The organism is Curtobacterium luteum, from assembly GCF_014646995.1.
In the GTDB taxonomy this organism is placed as follows: Bacteria; Actinomycetota; Actinomycetes; order Actinomycetales; family Microbacteriaceae; genus Curtobacterium; species Curtobacterium luteum.
Genome location: NZ_BMOI01000008.1, coordinates 103,464 through 118,580, shown reverse-complemented (window position 1 = coordinate 118,580; position 15,117 = coordinate 103,464). Strand labels below are relative to the sequence as shown.

At 71.8% G+C, this 15,117-nt stretch carries 17 protein-coding genes; 13 read left to right on the top strand and 4 right to left on the bottom strand.

Going from position 1 to position 15,117, the window contains the following annotated elements:
- The first annotated feature begins 2 nt into the window (after positions 1 to 2).
- The 7 genes from IEY20_RS10575 to IEY20_RS10545 all read left to right on the top strand — a co-directional run bounded on the left by IEY20_RS10575 (position 3) and on the right by IEY20_RS10545 (position 6,117).
- Positions 3 to 698, top strand: a complete 696-nt coding sequence (locus tag IEY20_RS10575) for an alpha/beta fold hydrolase (protein ID WP_175328856.1) — start codon at positions 3 to 5, stop codon at positions 696 to 698.
- Positions 699 to 1,212: 514 nt separating this feature from the next.
- A complete protein-coding gene (gene rpmB, locus IEY20_RS10570) occupies positions 1,213 to 1,449 on the top strand; it encodes a 50S ribosomal protein L28 (protein ID WP_022903747.1) in 237 nt (78 codons plus the stop codon).
- Complete coding sequence (gene rpmG, locus IEY20_RS10565; RefSeq protein WP_022903746.1) at positions 1,449 to 1,619, top strand: 50S ribosomal protein L33; 171 nt, start codon at positions 1,449 to 1,451, stop codon at positions 1,617 to 1,619. The genes rpmB and rpmG overlap by 1 nt, the downstream gene beginning before the upstream one ends.
- Positions 1,620 to 1,621: 2 nt before the next feature.
- The gene (gene rpsN / locus IEY20_RS10560; protein WP_022903745.1) at positions 1,622 to 1,927 is read left to right on the top strand and encodes a 30S ribosomal protein S14; all 306 of its coding nucleotides are present in this window, start codon (positions 1,622 to 1,624) and stop codon (positions 1,925 to 1,927) included.
- 233 nt (positions 1,928 to 2,160) lie between these two features.
- Positions 2,161 to 2,448 (top strand): HU family DNA-binding protein, encoded by a 288-nt coding sequence (locus IEY20_RS10555; RefSeq protein ID WP_022903744.1) that lies wholly within the window; start codon positions 2,161 to 2,163, stop codon positions 2,446 to 2,448.
- Between the two features lie 178 nt (positions 2,449 to 2,626).
- Complete coding sequence (locus tag IEY20_RS10550; RefSeq protein ID WP_175328855.1) at positions 2,627 to 4,813, top strand: bifunctional copper resistance protein CopD/cytochrome c oxidase assembly protein; 2,187 nt, start codon at positions 2,627 to 2,629, stop codon at positions 4,811 to 4,813.
- The gene (locus IEY20_RS10545; RefSeq protein WP_022903742.1) at positions 4,810 to 6,117 is read left to right on the top strand and encodes an ATP-dependent DNA helicase; all 1,308 of its coding nucleotides are present in this window, start codon (positions 4,810 to 4,812) and stop codon (positions 6,115 to 6,117) included. Before IEY20_RS10550 ends, IEY20_RS10545 begins: the two co-directional genes overlap by 4 nt.
- 168 nt (positions 6,118 to 6,285) lie before the next feature.
- Here IEY20_RS10545 and IEY20_RS10540 read toward each other — a convergent pair whose 3' ends face one another.
- On the bottom strand, positions 6,286 to 6,837 hold the full coding sequence (locus IEY20_RS10540; protein WP_022903741.1) for a DUF4383 domain-containing protein: 552 nt from the start codon (positions 6,835 to 6,837) through the stop codon (positions 6,286 to 6,288).
- A gap of 235 nt (positions 6,838 to 7,072) precedes the next feature.
- Between IEY20_RS10540 and IEY20_RS10535 the strand changes: the two genes are divergently transcribed.
- Both IEY20_RS10535 and IEY20_RS10530 read left to right on the top strand, forming a co-directional pair.
- A complete protein-coding gene (locus IEY20_RS10535; RefSeq protein ID WP_175328854.1) occupies positions 7,073 to 7,867 on the top strand; it encodes a phosphatase PAP2 family protein in 795 nt (264 codons plus the stop codon).
- A 191-nt stretch (positions 7,868 to 8,058) separates the two neighbouring features.
- A complete protein-coding gene (locus IEY20_RS10530; RefSeq protein ID WP_175328853.1) occupies positions 8,059 to 9,198 on the top strand; it encodes a CE1758 family FMN-dependent luciferase-like monooxygenase in 1,140 nt (379 codons plus the stop codon).
- Positions 9,199 to 9,341: 143 nt separating this feature from the next.
- Here IEY20_RS10530 and IEY20_RS10525 read toward each other — a convergent pair whose 3' ends face one another.
- Both IEY20_RS10525 and IEY20_RS10520 read right to left on the bottom strand, forming a co-directional pair.
- Positions 9,342 to 9,722: a DMT family transporter gene (locus IEY20_RS10525; protein ID WP_307839859.1), complete on the bottom strand. Its 381-nt coding sequence runs from the start codon at positions 9,720 to 9,722 to the stop codon at positions 9,342 to 9,344.
- Positions 9,723 to 9,732: 10 nt separating this feature from the next.
- The gene (locus tag IEY20_RS10520; protein WP_188889122.1) at positions 9,733 to 10,047 is read right to left on the bottom strand and encodes a DMT family transporter; all 315 of its coding nucleotides are present in this window, start codon (positions 10,045 to 10,047) and stop codon (positions 9,733 to 9,735) included.
- Between the two features lie 73 nt (positions 10,048 to 10,120).
- Here IEY20_RS10520 and IEY20_RS10515 point away from each other — a divergent pair, with 73 nt between their 5' ends.
- The 4 genes from IEY20_RS10515 (at position 10,121) to IEY20_RS10500 (ending at position 13,999) form a co-directional block, all read left to right on the top strand.
- The gene (locus tag IEY20_RS10515; protein WP_031273556.1) at positions 10,121 to 10,699 is read left to right on the top strand and encodes a TetR/AcrR family transcriptional regulator; all 579 of its coding nucleotides are present in this window, start codon (positions 10,121 to 10,123) and stop codon (positions 10,697 to 10,699) included.
- Positions 10,700 to 10,799: 100 nt separating this feature from the next.
- On the top strand, positions 10,800 to 11,816 hold the full coding sequence (locus IEY20_RS10510) for a permease (RefSeq protein WP_175328849.1): 1,017 nt from the start codon (positions 10,800 to 10,802) through the stop codon (positions 11,814 to 11,816).
- Positions 11,803 to 12,600, top strand: coding sequence for a TIGR03943 family putative permease subunit (locus IEY20_RS10505; RefSeq protein ID WP_175328848.1), 798 nt, complete (start codon positions 11,803 to 11,805; stop codon positions 12,598 to 12,600). The genes IEY20_RS10510 and IEY20_RS10505 overlap by 14 nt, the downstream gene beginning before the upstream one ends.
- Before the next feature lie 49 nt (positions 12,601 to 12,649).
- Positions 12,650 to 13,999 carry a hypothetical protein gene (locus tag IEY20_RS10500; protein WP_175328847.1) on the top strand — a complete coding sequence of 450 codons (1,350 nt, stop codon included), beginning with the start codon at positions 12,650 to 12,652 and terminating at the stop codon, positions 13,997 to 13,999.
- Here IEY20_RS10500 and IEY20_RS10495 read toward each other — a convergent pair.
- Complete coding sequence (locus IEY20_RS10495) at positions 13,996 to 14,958, bottom strand: helix-turn-helix transcriptional regulator (RefSeq protein ID WP_175328846.1); 963 nt, start codon at positions 14,956 to 14,958, stop codon at positions 13,996 to 13,998. The genes IEY20_RS10500 and IEY20_RS10495 overlap by 4 nt on opposite strands.
- Positions 14,959 to 15,117: the final 159 nt, after the last annotated feature.

The following is a 15,117-nucleotide window of genomic DNA, read 5'->3' as shown; positions in this document are numbered from 1 at the left end:
ACATGCACGTGATCCTGGTGCCAGGGTTCTGGCTCGACGCGAGTGCGTGGGACGACGTCGCTCCGGTGCTGGTCGCAGCCGGCCACTCGGTGCAGGCGGTGACCCGGACGGGCGACTCGCTCGACGCGCAGGTCGCCGCGCTCGTGGCACTGCTCGACGAGGTCGCGACGGCCGAGGAACCGGTCGTGCTCGCGGGACACTCCGGCGCTGGCCCCATCGCCTTCATGGCAGCCGACCAGCGGCCGTCGCTCGTGGCGCACCTGCTCTACGTCGACACGTTCCCCGGACCCGAGGGCGGGTGCGTCAACGACGAGCTGCCCGTGGTGGACGGCGTCGTCCCGCTGCCGTCGTGGGACGTGTGGGAGGAGCCGACCGTCCGGGGCATGACGCCGGCGCTCCGCGAGGCGTTCGAGCGTCGTGCGGTCCCCGAGCCCGCGGCGCTGCCCTCGGACCCGTTCCACTACGCGGACCCGGCGCGGCACGCGATCCCGGCGACGGTGATCTCGTGCGAGATGCCGGCGTCGGACCTCGCCGCGATGGTGGCGGACCACCAGGCATGGGCGGCCGAGCTCGTGGCGACCGAGGACCTCACGATCGTGGGGCTCGACACCGGACACTGGCCGATGTTCACCGCGCCGCGGGAGCTCGGCGAGCTCATGGTGCAGGCGCTCGCGCCGAAGCCGATCGACGGGCCGTAGCGGCCCGGTGGGTGCGGCCCGCTCGGGCGGTCGCGACGCCCCGCTGTACGGACGCCGACCGGTCACGAACCGTCGCACTGTCGTCGGCGAAGCGACCGTTGTTGACCTGCCAGCATCCACGAGCGGGGTGTCGTGACCTCACGAGCGCCGCGCCCGCACGAGCGCCGCGCTGCCACGCGAGTGGAACCGGCCCGCCGGACCCGCACCGTGCCTCCCGGCCGACGCAGGCACGCACGCGCTCACCCGCCCGGCTTGCGACACGCCCGAGGCTCGCGTAGAGTCTTCCCTTGGTCCTCCGCGCCTGCGCGGAGAACAGCTCGTTACCAAGCCCTCCGACCGTCGCGAACGCCGCGGTCGCGCGGTGCCCACGGTCCCTTCGACAGGGGCTGCGGGACTGGGCGGTGCGCACAACCCCCTCGCTCGACCGGCCCCTCGTGGGCAGTGACAGCGCGTGTGCACCAGGCAAGTGACCTTGGGTGCGGTCGTCCGACCGCACGGTACTCAGGAGGAAACCATGGCAGCAGTGTGCCAGGTGACCGGCGCCACCCCCGGCTTCGGTCACAACATCTCGCACTCGCACCGCCGGACGAAGCGTCGCTTCGACCCGAACGTGCAGAAGAAGACGTACTACGTGCCCTCGCTTCGTCGTAACGTCACGCTCACGCTCAGCGCGAAGGGCATCAAGGTGATCGACGCACGCGGCATCGAGTCCGTCGTCAAGGATCTCCTCGCCCGTGGGGAGAAGATCTGATGGCGAAAAAGGGTCAGGACATCCGTCCGATCATCAAGCTCCGCTCCACGGCGGGCACCGGGTTCACCTACGTGACCAAGAAGAACCGTCGCAACAACCCGGACCGTCTCGTGCTCAAGAAGTACGACCCGGTGGTCCGCAAGCACGTCGACTTCCGTGAGGAGCGCTAAGCATGGCGAAGAAGAGCAAGATCGCGAAGAACAACCAGCGCGCCGAGGTCATCGCGCGCTACGCCGAGCGTCGTCTCGAGCTGAAGAAGGCCCTCGTGGACCCGAACGGCACCGACGAGTCGCGTGAGGCCGCCCGCGTCGGCCTGCAGAAGCTCCCGCGCGACGCGTCGCCGGTCCGCTACCGCAACCGCGACGCCATCGACGGTCGCCCCCGTGGCCACCTCGGTGAGTACGGCATCAGCCGTGTCCGTTTCCGCGACATGGCCCACCGTGGCGAGCTGCCGGGCATCACGAAGAGCTCCTGGTAAGCACACACCCCCGTCGGACGCCCCGTCACCTGCTGGTGGCGGGGCGTTCGCCGTGTCCGGGGTACATCGCTCGTCACATCGGCCACATCTGACCCGTTGAACCCGCGACAGGCCCGGAAATCCGGGCGAGTCGGACGGAAACGCCCCGGACGGCTGGTAGGTTCGACCCCGGTTCCACGGGCATCGCGCCTGATGGCCCGACACATACCGAAGAAGTCCGAGGAGGACATCCAATGGCTGACAAGTCCCTGAACCGTACCGAGCTCGTCGCTGCCGTCGCGCAGGAGTCCGGCCAGAGCCAGGCCACCGTGAACGGCGTCGTCGACGCTCTGTTCAGCGTCGTCTCGAGCTCGGTCGCCGACGGCACCAAGGTCACGATCCCCGGCTGGATCGCCTTCGAGAAGACCCACCGTGCCGCGCGCACCGGCCGCAACCCGCAGACGGGCGAGGCCATCGAGATCGCCGCGAGCGACTCGGTCAAGGTCAGCGCCGGCTCGAAGCTCAAGGCTGCTGTCAAGTAACACGGACCTGCTGGTGAGGGGGACGGCTGCGGCCGTCCCTTTCGCATGTCCGGGGACGGTCCCGCCGGTCCGTCCGTCCCGCGGCCGGTCCGTCCACACCGCCGGGAGGCCCGGATCGCCGTCCACAGGTCGGCCCGCCGGGTTCTGTGGCCGGGTGGGCACCGCCTAGGCTTGTCGGGTGAACCGGATCGCGCGCACCATCGGCCCCGCCGTGCTGCTGCTCGCCGCGTTCTTCTCGCTGCTCATCGCCCTCGTGGTCGGTGGGGGAGCGAACCCCGCGCTCATCGCCGACCCCGGTGCCGCGGTCCGCTTCGGGCTGCCCATCGCGCGCATGATCGTCGACCTGGCCGCAGCCGCCACCATCGGCGGCCTCGCGCTGGCCACGATCGGGTTCTCGCGGACGGCCCGGGAGTGGGACCGCGCGATCGACGTCGCCGCCGGGGCGGCCGGCGTCTGGACCGTGGCGAGCGTCGTCGCGACGTTCTTCACCTTCCTCAGCGTCGCCGGGTCGCAGGTGTCGCTCGACGAGCAGTTCGGGCAGTCGATGGGGGTCTTCCTCACCGGCACCGACCTCGGGCTCGCCTGGCTCGTCACCGTGCTCGTCGCCGCTGCGGTCACGGTGCTCTGCTTCGCCGTCCGGTCCCGGGGCATGGTCGCCCTGACCGCCGGGGTCTCGATGGTCGGCCTGATCCCGCTCGCGCAGCAGGGGCACGCCGCCGGCACCGCGAGCCACGACGCCGCGGTCACCGCACTCGGCCTCCACCTGGTCGGCGCCGCGCTCTGGGTCGGCGGCCTCGTGATGCTCGCGCTCGTCCGCCCGGTGCTCGACGCGGACCGGCTCCCGTTCGTCGTCGGGCGTTACTCGAGCATCGCGCTGGGGTGCTTCGTGCTCGTCGCGGTCTCCGGGACGGCCTCCGCGCAGATCCGGGTCGGGACGTTCCCGAACCTCCTCACGCCGTACGGCATCCTCGTCCTCGTCAAGATCGGGGCGATCGTCGCGATGGGGGTCCTCGGCGCCGTGCAGCGTCGTCGGGCGATCCGAGCGCTCTCCACCCGGCCGGAGGGCCGACGGACGTTCTGGGTGCTCGTCGTGACCGAGCTCGCGGTGATGGGCGTGGCGTCCGGGTTCGCGGCAGCGCTCGGCCGGACCGAGACGCCGACCGACCAGATCGCGCTGAGCAAGACGACCGACCCGACGCCGGCCGAGCTCCTCACCGACGACCCGCTGCCCCACGCGCCCGGCGCCTGGGGGTGGCTGACCGCGTGGAACGTCGACCTCTTCTGGCTCATGGCGGCCGTCCTGCTCGCCGCCACCTACACGGCCGGGGTCGTTCGACTGCGCCGCCGCGGTGCGACGTGGCCCGTCCGACGCCAGGTCGCAGCGGGCATCGCCGTCGTGTGTCTGGTCCTCGCGACCTCGGGCTCGCTCCACACGTACGACCGGTTCCTCGTGTCGGCGAACGTCGGTGCGCACGTGCTGCTCGGGCTCGTCGTCCCGGCGCTGGCGTGGGCGGCTGCGCCCGTCCGGCTCGTCCGGGCTGCGGTCCACCCGCGCGACGACGGCAGTACGGGGGTGCGCGAGTGGACCGGCGTGCTCGTGGACAACGCCGTCGTGCGCTACCTCGTGCAGCCGTTCCCGGCCTTCGTCCTGCTCGCCGCGGTGTGGTGGGTGTACTTCGACACCCAGGTGCTCCGTTGGTCGGTGAGCGACCCCACCGGGCGCACGGTGGTCGACGTCGTGTTCCTGCTCGTCGGGATCATCGCACTGCCGGGGCTGCTCACACCCGTCGCTGCCGGAGCGGGTCGTGCCAGCCGGTCGGCGGCGGTCGTGCGGATCGTCGGCGGGGTCGTCGTCGCCGCCGGGCTCGTGTCCCTCGGTGTCGCGATGCGCGGGCCGCTGGGGCTGCTGCAGGCGTCGTGGTTCGGTGCGATGGGCCGGACGTGGGGGCCGGACCCGCTCGTGGACCAGGCTCGCGGCGGCGCGGTGCTCGTGGTCGCGGGGGTGGCACTGCTGGTCCTGGTCGTCGTCGTGGTGCTCGTGCGGCTCCGTCGGGACGGAGCCGCGACGGCCGCCGGGGCAGGGGCCGGGGCGTCGCGGTCGGCGGTCCCGCGTTCCGTGCGCGACGAGGCTGCCGCACCGGACCACGGAACCGACGTCGAACACGGCGGGCGCATGGTTCGAGGTCGGGATCATGGTTCGACGTCGAGCCACATCGCGGACCCGGACGACGACTTCGACGACGAGAGCCCCGACAGCGACGTCGCCCGGACGGAGTCGGCCGACCACGTCGACGCGCCGGGCACCGAGGCGGAGGCTATCCGCGCCTCCCGACCGGGTCCCGATCACGGGGCGGGCGCACCGTGACGGTCGAGCTCAGTGCCGAGCAGCGGGCGGTCTTCGAGTACATCGAGCACACCCGTGACCACGTCTTCATCACCGGGCGCGCGGGTACCGGCAAGTCGACCCTGCTGAACCACCTGTCGTGGCACACCGAGAAGCAGGTGGTGATCTGCGCCCCGACCGGGGTCGCGGCCCTGAACGTCGGCGGACAGACGATCCACTCGCTGTTCCGGCTGCCGATCGGCCTCATCGCCGACGCCGAGCTCCGGCAGGGCCCGGACACCCGCAAGCTCCTCAACACGATCGACACCCTCGTGATCGACGAGGTCTCGATGGTGAACGCCGACCTCCTCGACGCGATGGACCGATCGCTCCGTAAGGCCCGCGGCCGGCAGTTCGAGGCCTTCGGCGGCGTGCAGGTCGTCATGTTCGGTGACCCGTACCAGCTGCCACCGGTGCCGGGCGACGGGGACGAGCGCGCCTACTTCACCGACCACTACCGGTCGATGTGGTTCTTCGACGCGAAGGTCTGGCTCGAGGCCGAGCTGCACATCGTCGAGCTCGCGACCGTGCACCGGCAGCGGGATGACGCCTTCGCGGCGATGCTCACCGCCGTGCGGCACGGACGGGTGACCGCGGACATCGCCGGCCGGCTCAACGCCGCCGGCGCGCGGTCGGCTCCCGACGACGCGATCACCCTCGCCACCCGGAACGACACGGTGGCCCGGATCAACAAGGCCGCCCTCGATCGGCTGCCCGGCAAGGTCAAGACCGCACGTGCCGACGTCAACGGCGACTTCGGCGGGCGGAACTTCCCGGCGGACGAGGCCCTCGAGCTGAAGCCGGGCGCGCACGTCATGTTCCTCCGCAACGACCCCGACCAGCGCTGGGTGAACGGGACGCTCGGCGTCGTCACGACCATCCGCGACACCGTCTGGGTGGACGTCGACGGGGAGTCCTTCGAGGTCCAGCCCTCCGTGTGGGAGAAGTTCAAGTACTCCTACGATCCGGACAAGAAGGAACTGAAGAAGGACACCGTGGGGGAGTTCCAGCAGTTCCCGCTCCGCCTCGCGTGGGCGGTGACGATCCACAAGTCGCAGGGGAGCACCTACGACCGGGCCGTGGTCGACCTCGGCAACCGCGTGTTCAGCGCCGGGCAGACGTACGTCGCGCTGTCGCGGCTGACCTCCCTCGACGGCCTCTACCTGACGCGTCCGTTGCGGCCGCAGGACATCATCGTCGACCTCGACGTCCGGCGCTTCATGTCCGAGGCACCGCGCGTGGTCGCGACGGAGCTCGAGGCGGCGCCACGAGCGGACGGGGCCTGAGCGGCGCCGACGGTGTGACGCCCGATCGGCCGACGGTGTGACGGCCGACGGCCGATCGGCTGACGGCTGGCGGCTGGCGGCTGGCGGTTGGTGGCAGCGCGGACCCGCCCGACGGCACGGTGCCCCGCCGACCACGGAGGTCGACGGGGCACCGTTCGGTCAGGGTGGTCAGCTGTGCGCAGCCTCCGCGTGCAGCAGGTCGCGGTTGTCGCGGTCGGCTCGCAGGGCTCGCAGGTTCTCGCGGTCGGCACCGAGCGCGGTGACCAGCAGGATGAACCCGACGACGGCGTGGAACCCGTTGTCGACGCCGTTCAGCGCGAAGACGTTCGCCGAGGTGTTCGAGAAGAAGAAGCCGTACAGGGCGAGCACGATCAGCACGATGCCGGCGAGGAGGTTCAGGTTGCGCGACCCGATGGTCGTCCCGAGTCCGCCGATGAGCATCGCGGCAGCGAGGAGCGTCCAGACGAGGCACAGCGCGGGGTTCACGAGGAACACGCCCCACAGGAAGCCGCCGTCGTTGCCGAAGAAGGCGTGGCCGCCGTCACCGGCGAAGAAGAAGCCCAGGATGCCCCAGATCGCCAGGATCGCACCGACGGTCAGGGCCAGGCCCCGGTTCGGTGAAGCGGTGATGCCCGGTTCCTTGATGGCCACGTCGGTCTCCTCCTCGTCCACGCCCGGCGACCAGTACGCCGGGACGTTGCTCGCGGGCCGTGACGCCACGCGTTTCCCAGCGTCCGACCTGCTCGCCAACGGTATCGTGTCCGACCCCGACCGACCGAATCCTGCGGCCTGCCCGGACCCGTCCGACGGACGGCCACGGAGGCGGCCGACGAGCCGGACGACGACCCCTGTCAGCACGACCCCGAGGAGGACCAGACCGGTGACGCGGACACCAGTTCCAGGCCCCGTCGTCTCGCGGCGGGGACGGTGGGCGCTGCTGTCGGCTCTCGGGTTCGTGATCGTGCCTCTCGTGTACGCGGTCGCCGTGTTGACGCCGCTCGGTCAGCGGGCGGAGGACGCCGCGCTCGGCGGTGTCAGTGAGTCCGACCTGTTCGGGTCGGACACGGCACTCAACGTCATCTCGGTGCCGGTGATCCTGTTGCTCGTCGTCGTGATGGTCGCCGTGGCGTTCGCCCGACGACGTCTGGCGGTGGGGCTCGGAGCCGGAGTCGTCGTGCTCGCGTCGGCAGCGACCTCGACGCTCGTCAAACATATCGCCGTGCGCCCGGAGATCGCCCAGTCGACGACGCCGAACTCGTTCCCGTCCGGACACGCGACGATCGCCCTCGCCGCGCTGTTCGGTGTCCTCATGGTCACGCCCCGGCGGTGGCGACCACTCATCACCATCGTGGGGGCGGCCTACGCGGTCTTCGTGGCGAACCAGACCGTCGTCTACGGCTGGCACCGGGTGAGCGACATCGTGGGCGCCTCGGCGATCGCGCTGTTCTGGACCGGACTGGTGCGGGCAGCGGGCCCCCGGGTCGACCGGGGTGAGCGCGGGGACCGTGACGGACGGCGAGGCCCCCGGCGCCTGGTCGGCATCGTGCTGCTCGTCGCGCTCGGCCTCGCGCTGGCGGTCGGGGTCGCTGCGCTGGCCGTCGGGTTCTCGGGCACGGCGCACGACCATGCGGCGCTCCTGCTGGCGGGCCGGCTCGCGTCGAGTGCGAGCATCCTCGCGGTGGTCGCCACGGTCTGGTTCGCGGACGGGATGCACCCGGCGCCCAGGGCGGACGCAGCGGCTCGCCCGTGACGGTCAGCGCGGTCGCGCAGCCGACGCGCGCAGCAGAGGCTGCGGCCCGCCCGGAGCGGGCAGTGCTGTCGCGCCGCCGACCCACACAGCGGGCGCGGTCCTCCGCTGCACTGGCGGGAATGTCTCCGCGTGCGCTACGTTGTACCCGGCAAGTCGATGCAAACGCATTGAAAAGCGAAGGGCAGCACACCATGCAGTTCGGGATCTTCACGGTCAGCGACGTCACGACCGACCCCACCACCGGGACGACCCCGGACGACACCCAGCGCGTGAAGGACATCCTCACGATCGCCGAGCACGCCGACCAGGCGGGCCTGGACGTCTTCGCCACGGGTGAGCACCACAACCCGCCGTTCGTCGCGTCGAGCCCGACGACGATGCTCGGCTACCTCGCCGGACGCACGAAGCACATCACGCTGTCGACGTCGACGACGCTCATCACCACGAACGACCCGGTGCGCATCGCCGAGGAGTACGCGATGCTCCAGGTCATCTCCGACGGCCGCATGGACCTCATGATGGGCCGCGGCAACACCGGCCCGGTGTACCCGTGGTTCGGGCAGGACATCCGGCAGGGTGTCAACCTCGCGATCGAGAACTACGCGCTGGTCCGCCAGCTGTGGGAGAACGACGTCGTGAACTGGCAGGGGAAGTTCCGCACCCCGCTGCAGGGCTTCACCTCGACCCCGCGTCCCCTCGACGGCGTGCCTCCGTTCGTCTGGCACGGCTCGATCCGCACCCCGGAGATCGCCGAGCAGGCCGCCTACTACGGCGACGGGTTCCTCCACAACAACATCTTCTGGCCGATCCAGCACACCGAGCAGATGGTCGGGCTCTACCGCCAGCGCTTCGAGCACTACGGCCACGGTCGCGCCGACCAGGCGATCGTCGGGCTCGGCGGCCAGTTCTTCGCGCGCAAGAACTCGCAGGACGCGTGGGACGAGTTCCGCCCGTACTTCGACAACGCACCGGTCTACGGGCACGGCCCCTCGATGGAGGACTTCACCGCACAGACCCCGCTCACCGTGGGTTCCCCGCAGCAGGTCATCGACCGGTACGCGACCATGAAGGACCACGTCGGGCACTACCAGCGCCAGCTGTTCCTGGTGGACCACGCCGGCCTGCCGCTGAAGACGGTGCTCGAGCAGATCGACATCCTCGCCGAGGACATCGTCCCCGAGCTCCGCAAGATCAACGACGACGGCCGTCCGGCCGACGTGCCGTCCGACCCGCCGTCGCACGCGGACCGCGTGGCCGCGGCCATGGCAGCCGGCACGGTCGGCAGTGACCACGTCGCCGCCGAGGACGAGTGGACGGGCGCGTCCGTCTGATCGCGTGACCGCACGACGGCCTGGAGGCGCGGTGCCAGCTGGCACCGCGCCTCCAGGCCGTTCATGGGTTGCGTCGCGGACCGGCGCTGCCGAGTCTCGTGTTGGGCGACACTGCTCGCGCCCCCGACCCCGAGAAGTGTCGCCTACGCCGAGTCTCGGGCACCGCCGGCCGAGACTCGGACAGCACCGGCCGAGTCTCGGGCACCGCCGGCCGGCCGCGCGGGCACGAGCTTCAGGCCGACCACGCACCCGACGATCCCCGCGATGAACAGCAGACGCAGGGCCGTCACGGGCTCCGCGCCCGTCGCCATGCCCCAGAGCACGGTCAGTGCCGCGCCCGTCCCGGTCCACACCGCGTACGCCGTGCTGATCGGGATGTGCCGGAGGACGTACCCGAACGCGCCGAGGCTCACGGCGATCGTCGCGACGAAGACCAGGGTCGGCCCTGGGCGGGTGAAGCCGTGGCTCTCGCCGAGCGCCGTCGCCCAGACCGTCTCGAGTGCGGCGCTGACGAACAGGACCACCCACGCCACCTCAGCTCACCACCTTGAGGCCGACGACGCAGACCACGAGCCCGAACACCAGGGCCAGGCGGGCGAAGGACGCAGCCTCCTGCCGGCGGAGCACCGCGACGACCACGGTCAGCGAGGCGCCGATGCCGACCCACACCGCGTACGCCGTCCCGGCCGGGATGGCGGTCATCGCGTACGCCAGCCCGGCCATGCTCAGGGCCATGCCCGCGACGAACACGATCGTCGGCACGACCTTCTTGAACCCGTCAGACGCGCTCAGGGCGGAGGCCCACACGGCCTCGAGCACGCCGGACAGCACCAGCACGACCCACGTCATCGCTCTGCTCCTCCTGCATAGTCGCACAACTGTACGAGAAAGAAAGTAGCACGCTCGTGCGAACATGGCACCCGTGGCCAGGAGCATCGACGTCGGAGAACGTCGCCGGATCGTGTCCGACGCAGCGGCGCGGGTGCTCGCTCGGAACGGCCTCGGCGCGCTCAGCGTGCGCGGCGTCGCGGCCGAGGCCGGACTCCCGCCCTCGACCGTCCGGTACGTCTTCCCCACGCAGGCGAGCGTCCGGACGCACGCGCTCGAGACCGTCTTCGACGCCACCACCCGCCGCGTCGACGCCGTGCCCGAGACGCTGCCCGACCGGGAACGTGCCCGCCGCATCCTGCTCGAGCTGCTGCCCCTCGACGAGGAGCGGCTCATCGAGCTCGACGTCTACCTCGCGCTCGGCAACGCGGCGCTGACCGACCCGGCGCTCCGGCCGGCGCTCGACCGTGTGGTCTCCGACATGCAGCAGTGGACCGAGCAGATCGTCCGCCTGGTCGGCGTGCCCGAGGCCGAGCGTGTGTTCGAGGCGCAGCGGCTGCACGCCCTCATCGACGGTCTCGCGATGCACGTCTCGCGCCTCGCGCCGGGGGAGTCCGGCGACTGGGCGATCCGTGTGCTCGACCGGCACCTGGACGGCCTCGCCCCGCGCTGAGGCCCCGGGGCGGTGCCGGCGCCCGCGTCGCGGTCCCGCGCGACGGGCACGCCGACTCGTTGACACCGAGCGGCAGCCCCGGTCGCCTATCGTGGCCAAGGTGACGCGCGCGACCGCCACCGCCACGACCCCGTCCCGGAGCCGCACCGGCCCGGGTCTCGTGCTGGTCGCAGTCGTCGCGCTCCTCGGCGTCCGAGTCGTCTCGCCGACCGTCGGGTCCGCCGGACTGCCGGACGTCGTGCAGGACTTCCTGACGCTGGCGATCAGCGTCGTCGTGGAGTCCCTGCCCTTCGTCGTGCTCGGCATCCTGCTCTCGATCGTCGTCGAGGTGTGGGTCCCCGTGGGCGTACTCGAACGGGTGCTCCCGCAGCGCGCGGTCCCCCGTCGAGCCGTGATCTCGCTCATCGGGATGCTGTTCCCGGTCTGCGAGTGCGGCAACGTCCCGCTCGCCCGCGGTCTCATGCTGCGCGGGTTCACCCCGGCCGAGGCGGTGACCTTCCTCGTCGCCGCCCCGATCCTCAACCCCCTCGTGATCATCAGCACGGCGCAGGCGTTCGGCTGGTCCGGGTGGATCCTGCCCGTGCGCATCGTCGGCGGCTTCGTCGTCGCGAACCTCGTCGGCTGGATCGTGGCCGCGCACCGACGTCCGGCCGAGCTGCTGCTGCCCACGTTCGAGGCGCGCTGCCGCACAGCCGTCGGTGCCCCGCCGTCCCGAGACCGCTGGCGGGACAGTGCGGCGCAGTTCGGCGGCGAGACCGCGACCATGATGCCCGCCCTGTTCGTCGGCGCCGGGCTGGCCGCGGCCGTCCAGGTCGCCGTACCCCGTTCGACGCTCGTGGCGATCGGCGCGAACCCCGTGCTCTCGGTCGGCGCGATGATGCTCCTGGCCATGACGGTGTCGCTCTGCTCGAACGTCGACGCGTTCTTCGCGCTGTCGTTCGCCTCCACCTTCCTGCCCGGGTCGATCACCGCCTTCCTCATCATCGGACCGATCATCGACGTGAAGATGCTCGTCCTGCTCCGCACGACGTTCCGAGTGCGCTTCCTCGTGCTGCTCGCCGTCGTCTGCGTCCTGTTCGCCGCGACCGTCGGGTTGGTGATGAATGTCCTCGTCTGAGTCGACCGCGTCGGCGGCGCTGGGCCTCGGGTCCGTCCTCGCGGTGGCGCTGTGCACGCTCTGGCTGGCGGTCGTCGGTCACCTCGACCTCTACATCAACCCGCGGTACGCCGTCTTCACCGTCGTGCTCGCGGCCGTCGCGGTGCCGGCCGCGGTCGCCGGACTCGTCGTCGTCGCGCGCGGGCATGCCCACGCACACGGTGACACCGAGGCCGACGCGCACGGCGTCCACGGCGGACGGCCGGGAGGCGCGGGTCGTCCCGTCCGCGTCGTCCTCGGTTGGGCCGCGGCGCTCGTGACGATCGGGGTGACGGTCGCCATGCTCGTGCTGCCGCCCGCGACGCTGTCCGCCCGGACCGCCCAGCAGCGGAGCGTCGATGCCGCGACGCTGTCGAACGCGACCGGAGCGCAGGGGGTCTCGCTCCTCGGCAGCGACGCGGTCGACACGTCCGACTACGGCGTGAAGGACTGGGCCGCCCTCATCCGCCAGTCCACCGACACGAGCGCCCTCGTCGGGAAGCGGGTGGAGCTCACGGGTTTCGTCGTCCCTGCCGGCGACGGATCGTTCACGCTGACCCGGTTCGTGATCAGCTGCTGCGCCGTCGACGCGCAACCGGTCGGCCTCGGCGTGACCACGACCGGGGCCGTCCCCGACGCGGACCGCTGGGTCACGGTGCGCGGCTCCCTCGTCGCCAACCCCGACCAGTCCGCCGCCGCCAGGATCGTCGTGAAGGCGTCCTCCGTTCGACAGATCGCGCAGCCGAGTGACCCCTACGAGTACTGACCATGCTCGACGCCCCCGTCGCGACCGCTTCCGGACGCGGTACCTCGCGGTGACCGTCGTCCTCATCGTCGTCGGTGCGCTCGCCGCGGTCGTCGGCGCGCAGCAGGGTCCTCGGCTCCGTGCCGTCTCGTACGACGCCGCCGGGTTGGTGGCGAAGCCGGCCCAGCGCGTGATCCTCACCGCGAACCAGGCCGTCCAAGCGGTGCGCCCCGCGGACGTGGTGGTCCGACCGGCAGCGGCGCACACGGTCACGTCGAGCGGGAACACGATCGCCGTCGAGTTCGCCGGACCGCTCGACTACGACCGGTCGTACGAGATCGCGGTCACCGGTGTCCGTGCGCCCGGGCAGTCGTCGAGCGCGACGCTCCGCGCCACCGTCCGCACCGGGAGCACCGACGTCCTCGCACTCGTCCCCGCTGGACCGGGCGGCGGGAAGGACCGGATCGTCCGACGCTCGCTCGACGCCGGCGGCGCCACGACGGTGTACGCGGACGACGGCATCACGGCGTACGCGCGCCTCGGACGGTCGCTTGTCGTCGTCCGCGACGTCGGCCGAGGTGGCTCGGCGATCGACGTCGTCGGGCTCGCCGGCGGCGTGCAGGACGACGACCTGCCCGTCGAGCGGATCACGCTGCCGACCGCGGCCGGACGGGTGACCGCGCTCCACGCTGCGGACGACGGAGCCTCCTTCGGCTTCCAGTACGCCGACACGTCGTCGGGGCGCTCGACCGACGTCGGCCTCTACGTCGTCGACATGACCGGCACCCACATGCCCGTGGCGATCGCGGCGGACGGCAGACCGACGACCGGCGCCGTCCCGATGACCGTCGCACAGTGGGCGTACGTCCCGCGGACCGAGAGCGCGCTCGTCCGGACCAGTGGCGACGACCTGGTCCTCGTCGACATGAGCGGCTCGGTCGCCGCGGTGCGGCTGGGGAGCGCCACGACCCTGCACGGCTTCGTCGCCTCCGGCACCACGGCCGTGGTCGAGACCGGCACCGGGATCGAGTACCTCGACCTGACCGACGGCCGACGGACGCCCATCGCGACGCCGGAGGGGAGCACGGACGCGCCCTACCTGGGCCGGATCGCGCCCTTGCCCAGCGGGACGTACCTCCGGCTGGTGGGCACTGTCCGCGCGGACGGCACGCTCGACCAACGGATCCTCCTCGTGCGGCCGGCCCGCGCCTCCCGGCTTGCCGTGACCATCCCGTCGGACGCCGGGATCACCGCGGTCTGTCCGTCGCCGAACGGGCAGTTCGCCGCGGTCGTCACCCGGTCGGCGACGAGCGGACTCGTGACGATCGTGGACGCGGCGTCGGGCGCCCTCGAAGCCAGCGTCGCCGCGTCCACCGTCGACTGGTGCGAGGCGCTCCCGACCGGCGACGAGGTGGCCTAGCGCCGCCGGAGCGTGTTCTTCGGGTACTCGCCGAAGCGCTGCAGGAACTCGCTCGAGAAGCGCCCCATGTGGCTGAACCCCCACCGCCGTGCGACGTCGGCGACGCTGACCTCGCCGGGTTCCGAGCGCAGCAGGTCCTCGTGTGCCCGACGGAGGCGGACCTCGCGCAGGTACTGCATCGGCGTGCGGTCGAGCGCGCGCTGGAACGACTCCTGCAGCCCCCGCACGCTGAGGTCGGCTGCGCGCGCGATGTCGGACACCGTCAGCGGCATCGCGGCGTTCGCGTGGATGTGCTCCACCGCCGCTCGGACACGGCGGTTGCTCCGCGCACCGAAGCGGTCGGGGAGCGCTGGCGCCTGGAAGCGGTAGAGACCGAGGAGCGCACGGGCCACGGAGCGCTGGGACTCGTGCCACGCCAGGGAGCCCGTGCCGCCCTCGCGGTACGTCTGGACGGCTCCCGCGACGCTCCGCTGCCACTGCTGGATCGCCGCCTGGCCCGGCTCCACCCCGCGGTGGAACGCGAGGGTGCCGTCGACGAGGTACTGCTCCGCTGCGACGTCGAGCACGAGGGCACGGCTCAGGTGCACGAGCCGCTGGTCCCAGTCGCGGTACTCCATCTCGAAGCGCTGCTCGATCGGGAAGAGCACCGGGACGCCGTGCCGCATGGGAGTCGCGTCGCGGTGGGTGTCGACGGTGGCCGTGCCGGAGTCGATCCACTGGACGACGACCTCGCCCTCGACGGCGACGTCACCGCGGAGGTAGCCGTGCATCTGGGACCGTCGGATGCTCATGTCGCTGTCGCCGATGCCGGCGTAGCGGTACCAGTAGTCGTCGTCGACGTGGGCGGAGTACCAGGCCTTCCCGGCGTACATCCCGGCGAGGTCGTGGATGGCCGAGTCCGTGTCGCTGCCGGCCACGGACACGAGTGCCGTGGTGGTGGGGGTGCAGGTGGTGGACATCCCCCCACTGTCCTCCCCGTTCGGGGGCCCGTCGACCGTCCTGCGCGCGCTGGACGAGCGCGTCGCGGTCTGCGGATGATCGCCCCCGGAGCGGCCCGCGGGGCGGCCCGCGGAGCGTCCTGCGGACGGTCGCGGAACGGACGGGAGGCACGTGGCGGA

Excerpts from the sequence above, each read along its gene's own strand:
- IEY20_RS10575 (WP_175328856.1), top strand. The coding sequence starts at position 3 with ATGCACGTGATCCTGGTGCCAGGGTTCTGGCTCGACGCGAGTGCGTGG.
- rpmB (WP_022903747.1), top strand. The coding sequence starts at position 1,213 with ATGGCAGCAGTGTGCCAGGTGACCGGCGCCACCCCCGGCTTCGGTCAC.
- rpmG (WP_022903746.1), top strand. The coding sequence starts at position 1,449 with ATGGCGAAAAAGGGTCAGGACATCCGTCCGATCATCAAGCTCCGCTCC.
- rpsN (WP_022903745.1), top strand. The coding sequence starts at position 1,622 with ATGGCGAAGAAGAGCAAGATCGCGAAGAACAACCAGCGCGCCGAGGTC.
- IEY20_RS10555 (WP_022903744.1), top strand. The coding sequence starts at position 2,161 with ATGGCTGACAAGTCCCTGAACCGTACCGAGCTCGTCGCTGCCGTCGCG.
- IEY20_RS10530 (WP_175328853.1), top strand. The coding sequence starts at position 8,059 with ATGCAGTTCGGGATCTTCACGGTCAGCGACGTCACGACCGACCCCACC.
- IEY20_RS10520 (WP_188889122.1), bottom strand. The coding sequence starts at position 10,047 with ATGACGTGGGTCGTGCTGGTGCTGTCCGGCGTGCTCGAGGCCGTGTGG.
- IEY20_RS10505 (WP_175328848.1), top strand. The coding sequence starts at position 11,803 with ATGTCCTCGTCTGAGTCGACCGCGTCGGCGGCGCTGGGCCTCGGGTCC.
- IEY20_RS10495 (WP_175328846.1), bottom strand. The coding sequence starts at position 14,958 with ATGTCCACCACCTGCACCCCCACCACCACGGCACTCGTGTCCGTGGCC.